This window comes from Pseudoalteromonas sp. NCIMB 1079, from assembly GCF_040567695.1.
Classification (GTDB): Bacteria; Pseudomonadota; Gammaproteobacteria; order Enterobacterales; family Alteromonadaceae; genus Pseudoalteromonas; species Pseudoalteromonas distincta.
In genome coordinates, this window is sequence record NZ_JBEWZA010000001.1 from 2,405,273 (window position 1) to 2,424,238 (window position 18,966).

Annotated in this window: 14 protein-coding genes and 1 riboswitch; of the genes, 6 read left to right on the forward strand and 8 right to left on the reverse strand. The window is 40.6% G+C overall.

The annotated features are described in order from the left end of the window. Window positions 1-57: 57 nt before the first annotated feature. Complete coding sequence (locus ABX891_RS11080) at window positions 58-939, reverse strand: NAD(P)-dependent oxidoreductase (protein ID WP_354629501.1); 882 nt, start codon at window positions 937-939, stop codon at window positions 58-60. A 121-nt stretch (window positions 940-1,060) separates the two neighbouring features. On the opposite strand from ABX891_RS11080, the gene ABX891_RS11085 reads away from it, so the two are divergent. After that, the gene (locus tag ABX891_RS11085; protein WP_024595202.1) at window positions 1,061-1,621 is read left to right on the forward strand and encodes a glutathione peroxidase; all 561 of its coding nucleotides are present in this window, start codon (window positions 1,061-1,063) and stop codon (window positions 1,619-1,621) included. Between the two features lie 88 nt (window positions 1,622-1,709). Further along, the gene (locus tag ABX891_RS11090) at window positions 1,710-2,690 is read left to right on the forward strand and encodes a 2-hydroxyacid dehydrogenase (RefSeq protein WP_354629502.1); all 981 of its coding nucleotides are present in this window, start codon (window positions 1,710-1,712) and stop codon (window positions 2,688-2,690) included. 95 nt (window positions 2,691-2,785) lie between these two features. Here ABX891_RS11090 and ABX891_RS11095 read toward each other — a convergent pair whose 3' ends face one another. Beyond that, the gene (locus ABX891_RS11095; protein WP_354629503.1) at window positions 2,786-4,108 is read right to left on the reverse strand and encodes a sodium-dependent transporter; all 1,323 of its coding nucleotides are present in this window, start codon (window positions 4,106-4,108) and stop codon (window positions 2,786-2,788) included. Between the two features lie 141 nt (window positions 4,109-4,249). Here ABX891_RS11095 and ABX891_RS11100 point away from each other — a divergent pair, with 141 nt between their 5' ends. Then, window positions 4,250-5,008: a 4'-phosphopantetheinyl transferase family protein gene (locus tag ABX891_RS11100; protein ID WP_354629504.1), complete on the forward strand. Its 759-nt coding sequence runs from the start codon at window positions 4,250-4,252 to the stop codon at window positions 5,006-5,008. Between the two features lie 59 nt (window positions 5,009-5,067). Here the strand turns inward: ABX891_RS11100 and lysC are convergent, their stop codons facing one another. Next, window positions 5,068-6,471, reverse strand: coding sequence for a lysine-sensitive aspartokinase 3 (gene lysC, locus ABX891_RS11105; protein WP_350634943.1), 1,404 nt, complete (start codon window positions 6,469-6,471; stop codon window positions 5,068-5,070). Window positions 6,472-6,546: 75 nt separating this feature from the next. Continuing rightward, window positions 6,547-6,719, reverse strand: a riboswitch (Lysine riboswitch). Between the two features lie 101 nt (window positions 6,720-6,820). Next, the gene (gene nhaD, locus ABX891_RS11110; RefSeq protein ID WP_354629505.1) at window positions 6,821-8,068 is read right to left on the reverse strand and encodes a sodium:proton antiporter NhaD; all 1,248 of its coding nucleotides are present in this window, start codon (window positions 8,066-8,068) and stop codon (window positions 6,821-6,823) included. Window positions 8,069-8,290: 222 nt separating this feature from the next. Between nhaD and ABX891_RS11115 the strand changes: the two genes are divergently transcribed. Genes ABX891_RS11115 through ABX891_RS11125 form a run of 3 tightly spaced genes read left to right on the forward strand, consistent with a single transcriptional unit; the run spans window position 8,291 to window position 12,885 of the window. After that, on the forward strand, window positions 8,291-9,562 hold the full coding sequence (locus tag ABX891_RS11115) for an MksB family condensin complex protein (protein WP_354629506.1): 1,272 nt from the start codon (window positions 8,291-8,293) through the stop codon (window positions 9,560-9,562). 3 nt (window positions 9,563-9,565) lie between these two features. Continuing rightward, window positions 9,566-10,114, forward strand: coding sequence for a condensin complex protein MksE (locus tag ABX891_RS11120; protein ID WP_024605891.1), 549 nt, complete (start codon window positions 9,566-9,568; stop codon window positions 10,112-10,114). Further along, window positions 10,111-12,885, forward strand: a complete 2,775-nt coding sequence (locus ABX891_RS11125) for an Mks condensin complex protein MksF (protein WP_354629507.1) — start codon at window positions 10,111-10,113, stop codon at window positions 12,883-12,885. Before ABX891_RS11120 ends, ABX891_RS11125 begins: the two co-directional genes overlap by 4 nt. 201 nt (window positions 12,886-13,086) lie before the next feature. On the opposite strand, the gene ABX891_RS11130 is transcribed toward ABX891_RS11125, so the two are convergent. The 4 genes from ABX891_RS11130 to ABX891_RS11145 form a co-directional block, all read right to left on the reverse strand. Next, window positions 13,087-13,710, reverse strand: a complete 624-nt coding sequence (locus tag ABX891_RS11130) for a hypothetical protein (RefSeq protein WP_354629508.1) — start codon at window positions 13,708-13,710, stop codon at window positions 13,087-13,089. A gap of 27 nt (window positions 13,711-13,737) precedes the next feature. After that, window positions 13,738-14,265, reverse strand: a complete 528-nt coding sequence (locus ABX891_RS11135; RefSeq protein ID WP_354629509.1) for a hypothetical protein — start codon at window positions 14,263-14,265, stop codon at window positions 13,738-13,740. A gap of 41 nt (window positions 14,266-14,306) precedes the next feature. Then, on the reverse strand, window positions 14,307-15,617 hold the full coding sequence (locus ABX891_RS11140) for an IS4 family transposase (protein ID WP_354629510.1): 1,311 nt from the start codon (window positions 15,615-15,617) through the stop codon (window positions 14,307-14,309). Window positions 15,618-15,924: 307 nt separating this feature from the next. Next, window positions 15,925-18,963 carry a TonB-dependent receptor plug domain-containing protein gene (locus ABX891_RS11145; RefSeq protein ID WP_354629511.1) on the reverse strand — a complete coding sequence of 1,013 codons (3,039 nt, stop codon included), beginning with the start codon at window positions 18,961-18,963 and terminating at the stop codon, window positions 15,925-15,927. Window positions 18,964-18,966: the final 3 nt, after the last annotated feature.

An 18,966-nucleotide genomic window follows, 5' to 3' on the forward strand; every position in this document is an offset into this window, starting at 1 on the left:
TGGGCTTCGCCCATCACGCCAGCAAGCTTAGCGTCATCGACATACTCGACGTAAACGTTACTTTTTATGTAGCGCTTCAATGCGTGCTAGTAAGCTTGAGGTGTCGTATCTGCCGCCGCCGAGTGCTTGTACATCGGCGTAGTATTGATCGACCGTTGCGGTCATTGGTAATGTAGCGCCATTGTTTTTAGCTTCATCGAGTGCAATGCCTAAATCTTTACGCATCCAATCTACGGCAAAACCAAACTCATATTCACCCGCCCACATTGTTTTGTAGCGGTTTTCCATTTGCCACGAACCGGCTGCACCTTTAGAAATGGTCTCTATAACTTTTTCACCATCAAGCCCAGCTTGCTTGGCGAAATGTAAGCCTTCGGCTAAACCTTGCACTACACCAGCAATACATATTTGATTAACCATTTTACAAAGTTGTCCCGAGCCAACGCCGCCTAGTAATTGGCTAAAACGACTAAACGCGGCCATAACTGGTTGCACTTTAGCAAATACGGCTTCGCTGCCACCCGCCATAACCGTTAATACGCCGTTTTCGGCGCCAGCTTGTCCGCCCGATACAGGCGCATCTATAAAATCGATATTTTGCAGAGCCGCTTTTGCAGCCACTTCACGTGCTACTTCAGCTGAGGTTGTGGTGTGATCAACCAAAACAGTGTGCGGTAACATGCCCGCTAACACGCCGTCGTCGCCATACACTACTGAGCGTAAATCGTCATCATTCCCAACACACATAAATACAATGTCGGCATTGCTGGCAGCTTCGCGCGGGGTTGATGCAAAGCTTCCTGAATGTTCTGCAGTCCACGTTTGTGCTTTAGCTTGTGTGCGGTTATAAACGCATACGCTGTGCCCTGCTTTTACTAAATGCCCCGCCATTGGGTAACCCATTACGCCTAAACCTATAAATGCGACTTTCATTGACATAAAAATGACCTATTTAACTGATAACTTAGAAACTAGACCTCGATTATGTCAACCGGTCGATAAAAAAGCGAATGAAAGTCTTTATAAAATTTCCTTAGCGGGAAAGGTAAGTAGGTAACCTATGGACAGTATTTATCAATTTAATGCACCACTTTATAACAGCGAAAATTTTCCTCTTAGCCAGTTACAGGGCAAAACCGTCCTTATTGTTAATACAGCGAGTAAGTGTAATTTTTCGGTGCAATTAAACGCACTCGAAAAGCTCTACCAGCAATACAAAAGTAATGGTTTTACTGTGCTTGCGTTTCCGTGTAACCAGTTTGGCCAAAATGAGCCGCTTGATAATTTAGCCATAAAAGACTTTTACCAAGATCAATTTAATATCTCGTTTGAGGTATTTGGTAAGGTAATGGTAAACGGGCCAGAAACACATCCGTTGTTTAATTATTTAAAGTCGCATACACGGGGTATTTCGCAAAACCGTGCAATTAAGTGGAATTTCACTAAGTTTTTAATTAACTCACAAGGGCAACTTGTTGCACGCTATGCACCGCGTACTAAGCCCGAAACACTTAAACAAGTAATAGAAAGCAACTTACTGCAAGCTGCAAAGTTAAGCGCTGCAAGAGGTGGTAAAAAGGTAGCATCAAAAATACCTTTGTTTACGCCAGCTAAGGCTTAATTTAAATCAATAAAATGCGTGTTACTAAAGCACAGGTTTATAAAGTAGTTTATTGTATTGATACTTATTAAGCGTCGAGGCTATTACCATGAACATTGCTTTTTTTAGTACTCAAAAGTACGAACTGCCTTTTTTTGAACAAAGTACACGCGATCATCCTGATATAAAAATAACATATTTTGAGCAATCCCTAAGCGAACAAACCGCTATTTTAGCAAATGGGTTTGATGCCATATGCATATTTGTTAACGACACTGTAAACGCCACGGTTATTGAACAATTGGCAAGCCAAGGCATAAATACTATTTTGCTGCGTTGTGCAGGATTTAATAATGTTGATTTACCTGCAGCAAAAGCACATAAAATTAAAGTATTACGCGTACCAGCATACAGCCCAGAAGCAGTAGCCGAGCATTGTATTGCACTTATGCTAACGCTTAGCCGTAAAACGCATAAAGCGTATAACCGCGTACGCGAAGACAATTTTGATTTAAATGGATTACTAGGCTTTAACTTGCACAATAAAACCGTGGGTATTGTAGGCTGCGGTAAAATTGGCCTTGCGCTGTGCAACATTTTAAATGGCTTTGGCGCTAATGTATTAGTGTGCGACCCCTACGCACAACCTGGCAATTATACAATTACCGATATAGACACCTTGCTTAGCCAAAGCGATGTGATTTCTTTGCATTGCCCTTTAACGGAGCAAACTCATCATTTAATAAATGACGAGGCATTTAGCAAAATGAAAACCGGCGTTATGCTTATTAACACCTCTCGTGGTGCATTACTTGATAGTAGCGCATGTATTAGTGCGCTTAAAACTAAAAAACTAGGGTATTTAGGACTCGACGTTTACGAGCAAGAGTCGGAGCTGTTTTTTAAAAACCACAGTGACGAAATAAACCAAGACGATATATTTTCGCGCTTAGTGAGCTTTAAAAATGTATTAGTAACGGGGCATCAGGGCTTTTTTACCCAAGAAGCGCTCACCGAAATAGCAAACACAACCCTGCTTAACGCGTTTGAAGTAAGTGAAGGTAAACCTCTAACTAATGAGGTTTTATAAAGTTCTTGGCTATACCTAAATAACAGGCACAAAAAAAGCGAAGTGCGTTTTAAACTCACTTCGCTTTATTAATTTATTTTAGGGCTTAGATAAAATTAACCAAAGGCAACGTTTGCAAATACCAAGGTCATTAATATTGGGCAAACAAAACGAATATACTGAGCAAACCAGTAATGTACGCCTGTTGTTGCTTGGTGTAATTTATTACCACGCTGCCACATCCAACCTACCGTAATAAAGTAAAATAAACCCATAAGCGGTAATTGATATTGAGTAAATAGCATAATAACTAAGCCAAATAACCAATCAAAATTTAATATAATCGCGCTTGCACACACAAGAACAACGGCGCTTACCGCCCATGTTGCTTTGGTGCGACTAACGTTATGGTTTTCGACTAAAAACGCTACCGGAATTTCAGTCGTCGATATTGTTGACGTAACCGATGCAATAGACATTAATACAAAAAACAATAAACCAACTAATAAACCAATTTCGCCCATGGTGTTAAATAGCTCAGGTAAAATAGCAAAAATTAGTTGCCCTTCGCCAATCAGTTTACCACCACTAAATACTTCAACACCGTTGTGCTGCGCCACATAAATAGCAGGAATGATGAGTAATCCCGCTAAAAAAGCAACGCCAGTATCAAGTAATGCAACACCTGCTGTGAGCTTTGGTAAATTAGCATCTGGCTGTAAATACGAGCCGTAAATCATCATACAGCCCACACCTAGTGAGAGCGAAAAGAACGCTTGCCCCATTGCCGCAATAATTAAATTAGGGTCGAGTATCTGGCTAAAGTCAGGAATCAAATACGCAGCAAAGCCTTCGCTTGCGCCATCGAGTGTTGCAATGTAGGCAATTAAACCAACAAGCAACACAAGTAATAGTGGCATTAAACGGCGCGACCAGGTTTCGATTCCCGATTTAACACCTTTTAAAATAATACTGGCGGTTAAAATAAGCATAAGCGGCGTAAATACAAAATTACGCAGCACTGAGTCGCTATGTAGAAATTCGCTTGCGCCTGAAAACCCAAAAAAGGTTGTTATGGGTTCAATAGCGTACGAGAGCATCCACCCTGCCACTATTGAATAAAAACTTAGCATAACAACTGCGCCCGCAAGGCCTATGTAACCGGCTGCTGCGCCTACTTTACGGCTAGTGTTTTGCCATGCATCGCCCAATGCTTTTACAGGATTAGCTTGTGCTTTGTGACCTAAATAAAGTTCGGTATACAGCGCAGGTAGCGCAAGTAAAAATATAACAATAAAATAAACCAGTAAAAAAGCACCGCCGCCATGGTTGGCCGCTTGCGTAGGAAAACCCCAAATATTACCCAAACCCACTGCTGCGCCAGCAGCGGCTAAAACAAAACCAAGTCGGCTTTGAAACCCATCACGCACTTGTGCCATACATCTACAAATCTGTTATTATTTTGATTATTGTGAATTAAACCATATTTCATGCCAGCTGAGTAATAAAATTGTACCCAGCCTTTATTAGTGGCGTTAACCGCTCACAATATCAGCGACTTCTTTTGCTTTAGGGCTTTTATGACTGAACACTATTTTAAAAACGCCTTGAGTATTACTTCAACTCAATTGGCAAATTTATCTTTAGCGAGTAACAGTATTTTATTATTTAATGCTAAAACACTTGAGCTTAGTGACTTTAATTTACCCGATTGCTTAAGCCCATTTGAGTTAACCATTATAAACCGCCGTAAAAGCCCGCCAGCTAAGCAAGAGTATTTAGCTACGCGGTTATTGTTAAAACACCTTATTAAAGTAACGCAGCCGCAACATACGCACGTACCCCTTAATAAAATGAGTACCGAATTTGACGAGGCAAGCTCAAAGCTGCAAATACACGTAAATGGTGATGTTATTAATACCTGTATTTCGCACTCGCATGGTTTAGTTGGGGTCGCGCTAAATTTTAATAAAAGTGAGTTTGGTTTTGATATTGAAAAAGTAAGCCTAAAGCGCCCGTTTGAAAAGCTCGCTAAGCATTTTTATCATAATGATGAAATTACACTTATCACCGAACCTACTAATACCCAAGCCCAAGCAGATACGTTTTTTAGAATTTGGACATTAAAAGAGTCACTTGCTAAAGCCACCAGCCGCCCTATTGCACAACTACTTAGCCCCAATGTGTTTGACGAATTAAATAGTGCAAAGCTTATTGCTTGCAGTAATAGCCTTACTGTAGCTGATAGAAGTGACAGCAATGTTTGTTTTGATGTAAGTGTGGTGCATAAAAAAAGCATCGACTGGCGATGCTTTTTATTAACCGACTTTGTTAAGTAATTTTGTTAAGTAACTTTACTAGGTAATTTTACTAAGTGATTTCCCTGAATAACCGTTACTTACGCAGCAAAATCGTTTTCTAATAAACGGCTATGAATAGACTGTACTACGTTATCTGACTCAGTTTGCTCTACTAAAAAGCACAAGTTGTGCTTACTTGCACCGTGACAAATTAATCGAATGTTAAAGTCTTTTAGTACACTCATTAAGTTCATTTCGTGTTGGCGTAATTGAATCTCAGAGCCAATAAGTGCCACCAATGTTAGGTTGTTTTCTACCGAAACATGGCAAAACTCTGCAAGCTTATCTAGGCATTCTTGATCAAGCTCTGGACGCGAGGCGTTTTGCGCGTTATCAAGCGTTATAGCCACACTGATTTCTGATGTAGTTACCAAATCTACCGATATATTGTATTCACTTAATAGTGTAAATACGCGTGCTAAAAAACCGCTTGCTAGTAGCATTTCTGGGCTTTTAAGCGTAAGCAATATTTGGTTTTTACGTTGCGTTACTGCGCGTATACCTGGTTGCTGCGATTTTTCGCGCTCAATCCACGTACCGCCACGTTCAGGCTCTCGGCTCGAACCAACAAACACGTTAATGTGGCTACGGCTTGCTGGTAAAATAGTCGCGGGGTGCAATACTTTTGCGCCAAAGGTTGCCATTTCAGCGGCTTCGTCAAAACTTAAACGTGCAATAGGCGTCGCTTTTGCGCATAAACGCGGGTCGGTGCTAAAAATACCCACTACATCGGTCCAAATATGCACACTTTTAGCGTTAATTGCTTCAGCTAAAAGTGCAGCGCTATAGTCAGAACCACCACGTCCTAGCGTTGTGGTTTGGCCGTATTCGTCACTGCCAATAAATCCCTGAGTTACAATTACTTGAGCGTCTAATAACGGGATTAAATGTTCTTTAGCGGCTTGCGCTGTGGCTGCAACATTAGGCGTTGCTTTGCCAAATTGGCTGTCGGTTTTAAGCACCTTGCGCACATCAAAGCGATCGGCGTTTAAACCTTGTAAACGCAGTACCTGTGCAAACAAATACGACGATAAACGCTCACCAAAGCTAAGTAGCTCGTCATGTTGCTGATCGGTTGTTAGTGGCTCTTGAGCCAATGTTTGAAATGCTTTTAAGGTTTCGTTAAAGCCAACCGCTAAATCGGCATCTAGCGATAACTCATCTAAAATAGTTTGTTGAATAGCAAGCACACCATTTATGTGTTCTTGGCGCTCACTTGAGGTAATACTTGATTTACACAGTGCAACTAAATGGTTAGTTACGCCGGCACTGGCGCTCACGGCAACAATACGTACGCTTTTATCTGCAACAATAATTTCGCTACAGCGACTCATCGCTTCAAAATTTGCAACACTGGTTCCGCCAAATTTGGCAACGATGTAATCTGATTTTGCGCTTAACTCTGTTTGAGGCACTGTTTGTGGCGCTGATTGGGTAGTCATTTAGTCTCCTTTCGCGGTATCCAAACCGCAATAAAACAAGAAGAACTTGGCAAAGGAATGCTTGAAGATAAGTCCACTGCCAGAAGCTCTCCACCTATATTGGTGACAGTTTTGAGGATTCAGCCCCATAAACCGAAAAACAATGACGACGTACCATTATTTTCCTCGGCGAGTACTTCCCTCCTTAATGATCATCGGCTTTCGTCGCCTAACATTAAGTACCTAAGTATCGCACCTCTTCTGAATGCTTTATTAACCAGTGGCTAATAAAACAAAACCCCACTAAGTAGCGGGGCTTTGAAACTTATCGTTTAGACGTCTAGCTGTCAAGCATTTAATAATTTATGAGTTAAATAAAACTGCCCATGTAATACGAGCCCGCATAGCCAACCGTGTAACAAATTAATAAATGCAGCGATAAACGCAAGTAGCTCATAAAGGTAAGCGCTTTAACTTTACTCATGGCAATAATGCCCGCAGCCGAACCAATTATAAGCATTGAACCGCCCACGCCCGTTGCATACGTAAACGACAACCAGTGTTGCTGGCTCATTACTATATCGGCTTTTAATAATGCAGCGGTAAGCGGTACGTTATCGACCCCTGCTGATAATATGCCCATTAAGTAGTTTGCGTATTCAGGTGCCATTACCGTATATAGGTCGGTAAATTTACTTAGCATACCAATTTCTTTCAGTGCGCCTACAAGTAAAAGTACACCTACAAAAAACAATAATGTGTCGTATTCTATATCGCGAACAAAATCGATAATGTCTTTGTTTATGTCTTTTTTGCGCATTAAAAATTGCGCCACTAAAAACATCACTGACAAGCCAAACAAAAAGGTTAATAGAGGCGGTACGCTGTAAATTACACTTAGCGTAAGTGTGCTCACTACGGTAGATAAAAATATAACAGCAATAGTTATGTCGGTTTTTTCGATGCGAGTTTTACCTGCACTAGCAAACTCAACACGCCCTTTCATACCAATAGATAGTAACGCGGCAAGCAGCATAACACTTGTAAGTGCTGGCGCTATAAGTAGTAATAAATGAGCAATGGTTACTTTGCCATCTAAAAATATCATTAGTGTGGTTACGTCACCGGTTATTAGCGATACCCCACCTGAGTTAACCCCAAACACAATAAGCGTGGCGTATTTAATTAGTTTTTTGGCTTCAAGTTTTAACGACATAACAACCGCAAGCGATATAAGCGTCGCTGTTACGTTGTCTGAAATCGACGAAAACAAAAATGCAAAACCACCCACCAAAAACATGAGCTTTTTTTCGCTAATACTTTTTGGCATAACGCGGTGCACAATATTTTCTATAAACCCCTTTGAATTTAAATACGCTACAAAGGTCATCGCAGCCATTAAAAATAGCCATAATGAGGCAATTTCTAAAATATTTTCGTTTAGAAGGTATTGAATCGTATCGGGGCTTTGCCCGTGTAGAGGGTATATAAAAAGAAGAATCCAGCAAAGCGTACCAAAAAACAGCGTGGTTTTAGCTTTATTGACATGGATTATATCTTCTATAACGATCAGTAAAAATGCAATCGCTATCAGGGTTAGAATAATCGAGGAAACCATGGTAGTTAAACAACCTTTGATATAGTTTTAAAGAACACACAAATAACATTCCATTTCATGTGCCTATTTTCGGCGCGAATTTTAGCACTGCCTCTATGCAAAAACTATTATTAAATGGTCTTAAAAACGAATACTATATACAGACAAGGTTAATTAAAAATACGTAATAATGAGTCTTCTAAAAGAACTCAATAATAAAATACTAGGATGTTGTAACCCCTTATGATCCCAGCTAAAAAGCTGCTAAACACCATAACCGAACATTGGGGTGTATTAGAGCTATTATTTAAACGTTTTAAAATGGCTGACTTTAGCCTAAAAGACGTACAAAACGCGATTAAGCAAAAGCAGCCTACGTGGTCAAACGAACGCATTTATAAAGAAACAAATCGTTTGTTAAACCAAGATATTTTAATTCCACTGGCTAAATCCTCTCAGCTTGAAATAAATCGTGCTATTGCCGATTTTGCTACGTTTTTACTGCAAGAAGAGCATTTAGGCTTAGCGCAAGAAATTAGCGTATTAGTCGACGACCTTGCACGTTTAGGTAACCGCCTAGATAACGCTGGCGAAATAGAAGACTTTGACGATTTGCGCCGCTACAGCCGCATTATGGATGATCGGGTGCGTAAAATAATGAAGCTCTATACGCACAACGAAAACGCTATTTTAAATATTGTTGAACAAGCCAAATCAAATAATGCAGTGCAATCGCTGCAAAAGCGTTACAAAGCGGTAATAGAAGCCTTTGACGAATACATAGAGCCAATGCTTGAAATGGTTGATATTCGTGGTGAGTTTCATGCGTGTTTTACCCTCATTGAAGAGCAAATAAGTAAGCAAATACTGCACATTGAGCGCTCAGGTAAAGCGTATAACGATAAACGTATGCTGGAGCAATTACGTACCCGTATACTCGAAATGCATTTAATGGGCCGAGAAAGCTTACGTAAAAGTGCCGATATGCTTATGCCACTGCGCGAGGAGCTTCGCCGTAATAACTTAATTACTCGCCAAGCAGCCAAAGTACTTGGGCTTGTACGTAAAAATGGCGTAGACAATATGCTAAGTGCTGTGCAACCACATTTTGTAAGCGACGCGCAGCGATATTCGCTTGGTCAGCAACGCCATATTGTGGCTTATATGGCAAGCTTGATTGAATTTGAGCACGAAGAATACCAATTGCCTGACCAGCAAGACGTGCCTGCATTTGTTACGCCTAATATTCCTGACTACAACGATGTTAAAACCAGCTTTGCTAAGCGCTTTAATAAAAAACGCAAAAAGCCGCAGCCCTTGCTGCAATTTTTAGACGAAAGCTACCCAGATCTCGATGCCGACGAAATGCTATTTTTGTATCAAAAATTAGTCAGCGACAGCGATATTAAAATAATTCAAAGCGATGAAAAAGCCCGCGTAAAAATTGCCGGTCAGCACTTTTCTTTATATCCATTTAATTCAGAGCCTCAGCCAGATCCAAAGGCAGGTAAATAAACCATGACACACATAAACTTAGACGAGCTAACTCATCTACAAGCCATTAATAAAAAATTAGTAGCGGGTTATCACATTTGCGAGCAAGACAACGTAATGTGGCAAGAGCTTGACCAACACATAGAAGACTACACCGCCCTATTTACCGCTTTAGGTAACGATTTAAAACACGATAGCCGTGGCTTTTATTATTTTGGTAGCGACGAAAGCACACCCAATATGGGCAAAATATCTCGCGCTATCGCACTCACCATTTACATTTTAATTGAGCACTACGCCAATACGGGTAAAGATCCAATGCGCGCATTGTTTGACGACGTAAACGATTTAGAGCTTATGCAAACGCTGGTGCAAATTAACAAACATTTGTTTGATCAGCTTGAGATATTTTCGGGATCGGATTTGCGTAAAGACGTTTACCTGCGCATGGTGCGCTTAGGTTTAGCCCGTGAAGTAGAAGGCGGCTTTATGCTACAAGCGCCAATTCACCGCTACATAGATGCACTCATGGAAGTAAACGAAGAAACCTATATTACAGAGGACGAGGAATGAAAAATCTATACGGACTAAGCAAACTCGCCCTACTTAACACCGCAGGCTATGCAAAATGTGTGATCCCGCTTGATAAAAGCAGCTCTATTTGCGCGCCCAATAACACAGGTAAAAGCTCGGTTATTAACGCCCTGCAGTTTCCGCTTATTAACGATTTGCGCTTAACAGAATGGGACGGACACGATTTAGATGAAACCCGTAAATTTTATTTTTCATCCGATCAGTCATACATTTTACTAGAAGCTAACTTGCCTCATGGCTCGGTAGTAATTGGAGTTGCAGGACTTGGTAAAATTGCCGGTTACGCGCATCAGTACTTTTGTTATCAAGGTAAGCTTGATTTAGAGCAGTATACGCAAGGTAAAACTATTATTAAATTTACCAATCTGTTCAACCATTTAAAATCGCTTAACTACAACCCTATTGAGTTAAAAGCACAAGAGTTAAACGCGCTGTTGACTGGCGGCGCAACGGCTTTTGACGGCGACATTAACCTAAAAATGATCCCGCTAAATAATGTACAAGACTCTTCTATTTATAAAGAAATATTTAGACGTATTCTTAACTTACACAAATTAGGCGCAAGCGACGTAAAACGCTTTATGCTACGCGTGTTTGAACGCCATATGTCGAACTCTAAAGTCGACTTTTATGAAGTATGGCGTCGCTCATTTGATAAAGTAAACCGCTCAAAACGCGAATTAAAAGCCCTTGAGTCAATGCAAGAGCCAATAGCCGCGCTTGAATCAATGCTTGAAAACCAAACCGTGCTTAAAGGTAAATTAGCGGCGTATGCGCCTAAAGTTGACCAAGCACTGATTGATTTTGACACTTATCAAGAGTCGCAACTCTCTGAGCTTGCCATAGCCCTTGAAGATATAGAGCACGAAAAACACGAGTTTGAGCAAAAACAAAGCCTATACGTACAGCAATCGCGTGATATAGAGCGCAGACAAACTCAAATTGAGCAGTGGTTTTTAGATTACGATGCGCTTAAAAGCGAGTTTGAACTGGTAAATAAAGCCACGCTTAAAACCAGCCTGACTCAATTAAAGCAAGATTACGAGTCGCTTTCGCACTCTATAACCAGCGCACAAGGGCAAAGCCTACACACGCTTGACTACCGCATTAGCGAAACACAAAAACAAATTAAGAGCTTAAAGCTGCAACTTAAAAACCTTGAGTTTAATTTGTTTACCCGTATGCGCGAAGACCTCTCGTTAAAAGAAGTAGAAGAAATATCGCGCATTTTAAACCCAGATATTCTCTCATTTGCGACCACCACTAATGGCGATATAACCATTGATGACGAAGACGCGTTTGGGGAGTTTTTATCGCTATTAAGTGAAAACGTTAAAGGCGGTGTATTAACGCTACCAGGTGCGAGCATTAATCTCAAAAAGCTCTCGCCTGTGCAAATGCAAAGCGGCGAAAACAAGGAGCAATTAACCGCTCAGCTAAATGCACTTGAGCATTCACTTAAAGAGTTTAAGCAACAACGCGATGTTGCAGCAAACGTTGCCGACAAGCAAAAAGAAAAAGACGCGCTATACGATGAGCTTATGAGCGCAGAGAGCGCCCTAAAACGCTTAGAGCAGTTTGATATAATGCAACAGTCGGTTGAAGCGCAAGCCATGCTAAAAGAGCAGTTATTAGCTGAGCGCGAACAAGTTGACGACTACCTGCAAGATATTCAAAAAAATAGTGGCTCAATTGCCGATCGTCGCTCGTTAATTAAATCGAAACAAGAGCAAATTAATCGCCAAACTGAGCGCTTACGCCAAGTTAAAAGTGAGCGAATTGATCACACGCTTGATTTATACAGTGGTAAAGTAACCCCGTATATGATTGATATTACAGTCGACTTTGATAACTTAAGCGACCTTGTTCATCATTTTAATAAAGACTGCCAAGAGCTGCGTAATTTTGACATAAACGTACGCAACACCTATTTGCATGTATATAACGCGGGTATTACTAAATTCGATAACGAAAATGACGAATACACTAAATACCAAAAGCTAATAAGCGCCTTTCATAATATTGATAACGAACGCGATGCGGTTGAACGCCAAGCACGCGTTGCGCTTACCGAAGTGGCCGCAACTATAAAAGGCTTGCGAGAGGATTTAGACCGACTTCGCCGCGAAATGAATAGCTTTAATAAAGGCATAAGCCAGCACCGTATTTCAAACCTGCAAGCGTTTAAAATTAACGTCATACCGCGCAAAATGCTGGTTGATAGTATAGATACCATTATCAGCACGTCGCATCAGTTTGAGCAAGGCGACACGCTAGATTTACTTAGCCAAGAACCTTACAGCGAAAGTGCGGTAAACGAAGCAAAAGATCACTTAATTAAACTCGCCTCAGATAAAGCGGGCTTAACACTTACCGATTTATTTGATATTCGATTTGAAGTAGTTAACCGCGCAGGTGAAACCGAACACTTTGAAAAAATAGATTCGGCGGGTTCAAACGGCACACGTATTACGATTAAGTTATTGTGTGGCATGTTGTTTATTCGTTACTTATTAAGCGATCAGGAACAAAACCTATACCGTATACCTATTTACATAGATGAAGCGGCTGACATTGACCCACAAAATCAAAAAGCAATTATAGAAACCGCACTAAGCTTTGGTTTTGTGCCTATATTTGCCTCAGTTAAGCCACAAATAAGTTGTGACTACATTGTGCCTATTCGCTCGGTAAAAGACGGTGCACAAAACTGGGTAGATGAAAAAGATTGGATTGAAGTTGAACATTAAACTTTTACTGATGACTAATTAACAGAGGTTAATTAGTCGTTCAGCCTTAGGGCGTGTTGACCTTTGTGGATTGAAATTTGTTCAATTTAGGGGCAATTTAATCGCGGCGTGAGGTTTGTAACCTAGTGGGCTAAGTAAAAACCGAGCAACAAAGAGTTAATTGCCCCTAGGCAGAACCCTTCGGGCTGAGGGATCCCCACTTTATCCAGCGGCCTCTTTTTCGTAATTCAAAATAAAGTTTTTTAAACTTTTTTCTATATAGCTTTGTGTAATACGTCCCTTACATAGCTTTATGACTTGCTTGGCTAAGGTTAAAAATGAAAGAACTCGGCGATTCTTAACGCTATTTGCTTGAAATTTTATATGCCACTTTCTTTTTTCTGCTTCACACCCTATAAACCATAACGCAGTGCTCGCTATTGTGGCTATCAAGCATAATATTCCTATTCTATTTATGCCGGTGCTTTTACTAAAACGCCACGAAAAACCATATCTCAAACTTTTGTCATCGCGGAAATTTTGCTCTATTTGCATTCTTTTACTATATAAACCAACTACTCGCTTACTCGTCATTGTATTGTCTGATGTCGCGAGTAACCATGGCTCTTTAGCTAAGTTTTGATACATTTTTGTATCTTTCGTAAATCTGCTTTTTCCTTTTCTTCCTTTATTTTTTCCATGATATACGTGTAAAAATGCATCGCATGCTGTCGGGCTGGACTGAGTTAGTCGTGCTTGACCTAACGCCTTAGGTATATCGCTGGCACCAGCCCTAAGTTGTTTTAATGTATGCCATTGTGATTGCATGGCTAGTTTACACTTCATTGAGCCTCTTAATCGACCTATCATATGTCAACCAAGTTCGCGTACTTTACTATACCAAGGCGTAAGAAAGCCGCCGTCTGTTACAATATAGACACTAGGATGTCGTCCAAGCACTTCATAAAGTTCATCTAAAAACAGGCTGTTGGTTGCTGGGCTATCAAAATCCTTCTGCTCAACAATCATGTTATAAATCACGATAGAGCGCCCATCCACAAGTAAGCTTGCTCGCAGTAAGTGATAGTCGTGACCACAGGCACCGCTCCAGTCAACGGCAATTGCAAGCATGGGTAAAGAGTCAATAATAGGATGAGCTAATGTTTCATAGATAGCGACCCTTTCATTGTAGAGGTGAGTATTTTTTAAGAAGCGATCAACGCGTTTTATTTTATGTTTTACATCCACAGCGCCAGACAAATTTCTGCCGATTTCAGTTAAGGTAAGTTTATTGCCCGAAATTAATGCATTACTGCAGCTTAGTAATGTTTTTACTCTGGCATTATTGAATGGCGCTAATGCATGTTTAAAGTACTTATGGCAAACTGATGTCTCAGGCATAGCAGTTGTGACTTATGTGGGTTGTGGTGATTTACATAAGATCATAAATTGCTGTGCCTGTCACGTTTTGGGGATTCGTCAGCCCATCGGGGATATCTTCTATCCTCTCGTCTAGCTGGAAGCTTAAATAAGACCAGTGTATTGAGTAAGTGCTGCCAGTGTATTGGAATGTTTCCTGGACTCATTATAGATACTGACGAGAAATACTGAATGACAGCCATCGAACTGCTAGAGAAACTAAGCTGGTTAGGCCATATCCCTGTAACTGTCGCCGCCATCGTCATTATTCTTCGTATTAAATTATAGGCGAGTAACACGCCCCATAGCTCCTGACGCACCATGTCTGGACGCTTGCTTCTTAAATGGTATGCGCTATCAAGCATGGTTTGTTTGATTTCTCTAAACCCAAGTTCTATCTCCCAACGATGACAATATAATTCAACAATTTCATTACCTGGATAACGCAATCTATCCGTCATCGAGGTTAATATACGGTAGCTTTTGCCCTTTATTGTTTTACTGATTAATCTCGCTTTAATCGTTTCAGGAACATCGGGAAAGTTTTTTTGTGCATGCTTTGTTGTTTTCAATTCAATGATATGGTCATTTTTACCCGCGCTGGAGATGATTTCATACTGTAAGTCGGGCCTTGCTGGTATCAACCAGTGCCTCATCTTCCCAGTTTGGTGCCAACGATTTAACAGGCCTAAAGAATAATATCCTTTATCAAACATAGTCAGCGAATTATCTGGTGTACGTTCAATTAAACGCTCAGCTAATTTCATCTCGTTGGTTTTATAGTTATCAAACTCGCTACTGAGCAGTTGATGGCTGGTCAATTCCATATGACAGACCATGCGTATTTGAGGAAAGGCTGTATCACCGTATTGGTTGCTACCAGAAGAGAAGGCTTTACGATTATCAGGCGTGTCGGCTGTTCGCCACACAACACCGTCAACAGCTAATAGGTTCAAACCATTCCATGTTTCGAATGACTGTTGCTTATACATTGATTGAGCAGATTTATTGAAAACGTGTTTAACGGAATCATCACCTAACCTTTGTCTCGCCTGTACCATCGCACTTGGAGCAACGAGTTGGTTCTTGTCTGGTAACATGATATCTAGCTTATTAGCGATATTCCAAACCGATTCTTTTCGAAACAATGCCATGCCAATAACTGACCACAAAACGGCCTCAAGCGGTAACCTTCGCTTACGAACGGTTGCAATCCCTGCTTGTTGAAAACCTTGTTCAATGATTTCAGGGTCAAGAATTTCTGATAATTTTTCAAAGGTATGGTATCGGCTGCTTTCTTCAAGTGTTGCTTGCAGTGCTTGTTCTATATTCACAAAAAAAATCCGTAGTTAGTTTCCTAACTACGGATTTTGCATGATCGTTTGGATCGGTCAACCGGTCATTTTCTTAACTGATCGGCATTAGCCTTACGGCCCTTTGAGTTAAATAACAAAAGGGAGAGTTGCTTAACCTAAATTCTGGCTAATAAATCTATCTCTAACAGCTATTTTCAGCGTTAACTGCGTTGAATTTAATTGCAATAGGCCAGCTATTGACGCATAAATTCGCCTTGTTTTCACTGAAAACCTCTGGCAAGAGAAATCAAAGTTTAAATATCTTAACCAGAGTTTAGGTTAGTAATTAAAAACGATATTCTGCACCTACGTAGTAGTAAGCACCGTTAAAACCAAACGGAGCCGAACGACGTGAGTAGTCAAACACACCTGAGCTGCTAATTACGGTATTACCATTAGCATCTACAATAGTACCTGAGCGAGAGTTACCTATTTCATTTTTATCTGGGTAAACATCGAACAAGTTATTTGCACCAATATTTACTGATAAGTCTTCAGTAACGAAGTAGTTAACTTTAACGTCAGTTAAAATTTCTGCACCATACGTTTGACGACCGCCATCTTCTACTGTGTATTCACCAAAACGATTAAGTGAGAGGTTAACAGTCCAATCATCACGTTGATAAAGCGCACTTAAGTTAATACGGTCCTCTGGTTGCCACTCTTCTATAATAGAGATATCTTCAGCTGAGAATATATCTTCTACTTTTACTGTCTCAAGGCTTGAGCCAGCAGGAGAGAACAACGATACAACATCTGTTTTGGTAAAGTTAGCTGCAAGTGTAAAATCAAGCGTGCCGCCTAAACCTTCGGTGTTCCACGTTGCTAAAAAATCAACACCACGAGTTTCTGTATCAGCACCATTTAAGAAAAACTGCCCTACGCCAGCATCAGCACTGTTTAGTGCTGCATCAAGGCTTGTAGATAACCCTTTACCTAAGCGATCACTAATTACAATACGGTCGTCAATATCAATCGAGTAGTAATCAACGGTTACATTAATATTATCGGTAACGTTATACACAATACCTAAACTACGGTTTTGTGATTTTTCTTCTTTAAGTTTAGGAATTCCTAAACTTTGCGCAAGTGTTGAATCATTTCTAAATGTACCAACTTCTTCTGCAACTAAATTACCATTAGTACCAACAACAAATTGCGTACTTACGTTATTAAAGTAAAGCTGCTGCATTGAAGGCGCTCTAAAACCTGAGCTTAATGCACCACGTAGTGAAATATCGTCGGTTACAGACCAGTTACCAGCAAGCTTAAAGTTTACTGTATCACCAAAGCCTTTGTAGTTATCGTAGCGAAGTGCACCCGATAAAATTACATCTTCAATCACATGAGCTTCTGCATCTATGTAAAATGAAATTACATCACGCGATTCATCAACTGATGACGCAGGAGCTGAACCACCAAAACCTTGTGAACCACCTGATGCATCTTCAGAACCAACACCACCACTTAAGCCGTTGTAAATACTTACACCGTTGTTGGTTGTATCGTAATCGCGGTATGCGTACTCATTACCTTCTAAAATGCGATATTCGTCAGTACGGATTTCTGCACCCATTGCTAAAGAATAATCATCAAAGTTTTGCGTAAAATCAATATTGATTGTTTGCAGTGATAATTCCATGCCGTAAGCGTACGCTTCACGTGGAATAGTTGTACGAATATCAGCTGCACTTAAGCCTTGGTCATAACGTAAAAAGTTAGCGTATGAGGCATTGATAGTGTCACTTGTAGTGTAATCAATACTGTTCTCGCCATAGGTGTAAGATAAATCAAGGCTTGAATCGTTATCAAATTCAGTTTTATAACCAAAGTTGTACGAGATATCGTCGATAGTTGTGTTGATTTTTGGTAAGAAACCTAGCGGAATCGTCGCATCGTTATCTTGTAGTACTGGGTTACCGCCTGCATTTGCATTATGACGGAAAAATGCAGCCGACTCATTTTCGCGTGTTGAGTAAGTAATAAAGCCGTAAAGCTCGCCATCACCTAACTCGTAACCGGTATTAATTGTTAAACCAAACTGCTGAGAATCAGCATCACCAATTCTAAAGGTATCACGATCGGCTGTCAGCTCACGCGGATCGCCAGCAAGTAAAGTGCCGTCACTTAGTTCTGTACAACCATAAAACTGACAAGAGCCATGTAAACCGGCACGGTTAGTCGGTGCACGCTCACGGTAATTGATAGTTGTATTTAAATAACCGTCATCACCTAGCGCAAAGCCTTTATTAAAATCAAGGTTAATGGTTTCGCCATCGCCTTCAGAATATTGACCGTAGTTAATAGCCGCTTTGCCACCTTCGCTACCATCTTTAAGTACAATATTAATAACACCAGCAATTGCATCAGAACCATACTGAGCAGCAGCGCCATCACGTAATACTTCAATGCGTTTAATTGCAGAAGCTGGAATTGCATTCATGTCAGTACCTGCGGTACCACGCCCAACAGAGCCATTAATATGAATGATACTTGCTTGGTGACGACGTTTGCCGTTAATTAACACCAATGTTTGATCGGGGCCCAAACCGCGAAGTGTCGCAGGTCTTAAAGCATCAGTACCATCACTAATTGCAGAGCTTGAAAAGTTAAATGAAGGGGCGATAGACTGTAGCATACGACCAACTTCTGTTTGGCCCGTATTTTCAAGCGCTTCTGCACTTAGGATATCTACTGGAACGGGTAAATCTTCAACTGAACGTCCTGCTACACGGCTACCGACAATAGCGATTTTTTCAATTTTTTCTTGAGCGACTTCTTCTGCTGCGTTTACACCTTGCGAATTTACTGCAAGTAAAGCTGGTAATACTGCTGCACTGACCGCTGAAAGCTTCATCATGTTGTTATCATTCCTGTTGATTTGTTTGAGTTTTATACTCAGTAAACCATTTTGATCAACAACCGCATCGAGCTCAGTCCCACCTAATAATGCCTCTAGAGCATCTAGCTGAGTGTAAAATCCATAAACTGAATTTGCGTCATACTGCTTTGCCAACTCATAAGAAAACACCACGGTTTGCTCTGTTTGTTTAGCATATTCAATTAAGGCTTTGTCTGCTCGCTGCGCTTTTATATCAAATTGCACCATTTGCCCAGTGGTTTGAGTTGCTGCTTGTACACTTAAACTAAAAATAGCCGGTGCAAGCACACTAAATCCACTCAATAAATGCGTTTGGTTACTGCGCAACTTATATAAACAGCTGACAAACAAAAATCCTCTATGGTTTTGTTTCTTTTTTTTAATGTTTTTTTTACGTTCAATCTTTATTGATGCAACTTTACCTAACATTAGTTTGATTTGCATAAC

Bases quoted from the DNA above. Each gene is read 5' to 3' on its own strand.
- ABX891_RS11120 (WP_024605891.1), top strand. From the start codon at position 9,566: ATGACACACATAAACTTAGACGAGCTAACTCATCTACAAGCCATTAAT.
- ABX891_RS11135 (WP_354629509.1), bottom strand. From the start codon at position 14,265: ATGCCTGAGACATCAGTTTGCCATAAGTACTTTAAACATGCATTAGCG.
- ABX891_RS11130 (WP_354629508.1), bottom strand. From the start codon at position 13,710: ATGAAGTGTAAACTAGCCATGCAATCACAATGGCATACATTAAAACAA.
- ABX891_RS11145 (WP_354629511.1), bottom strand. From the start codon at position 18,963: ATGCAAATCAAACTAATGTTAGGTAAAGTTGCATCAATAAAGATTGAA.
- ABX891_RS11090 (WP_354629502.1), top strand. From the start codon at position 1,710: ATGAACATTGCTTTTTTTAGTACTCAAAAGTACGAACTGCCTTTTTTT.
- ABX891_RS11085 (WP_024595202.1), top strand. From the start codon at position 1,061: ATGGACAGTATTTATCAATTTAATGCACCACTTTATAACAGCGAAAAT.
- ABX891_RS11125 (WP_354629507.1), top strand. From the start codon at position 10,111: ATGAAAAATCTATACGGACTAAGCAAACTCGCCCTACTTAACACCGCA.
- ABX891_RS11115 (WP_354629506.1), top strand. From the start codon at position 8,291: ATGATCCCAGCTAAAAAGCTGCTAAACACCATAACCGAACATTGGGGT.
- ABX891_RS11100 (WP_354629504.1), top strand. From the start codon at position 4,250: ATGACTGAACACTATTTTAAAAACGCCTTGAGTATTACTTCAACTCAA.
- ABX891_RS11080 (WP_354629501.1), bottom strand. From the start codon at position 939: ATGTCAATGAAAGTCGCATTTATAGGTTTAGGCGTAATGGGTTACCCA.
- ABX891_RS11095 (WP_354629503.1), bottom strand. From the start codon at position 4,108: ATGGCACAAGTGCGTGATGGGTTTCAAAGCCGACTTGGTTTTGTTTTA.
- nhaD (WP_354629505.1), bottom strand. From the start codon at position 8,068: ATGGTTTCCTCGATTATTCTAACCCTGATAGCGATTGCATTTTTACTG.
- lysC (WP_350634943.1), bottom strand. From the start codon at position 6,471: ATGACTACCCAATCAGCGCCACAAACAGTGCCTCAAACAGAGTTAAGC.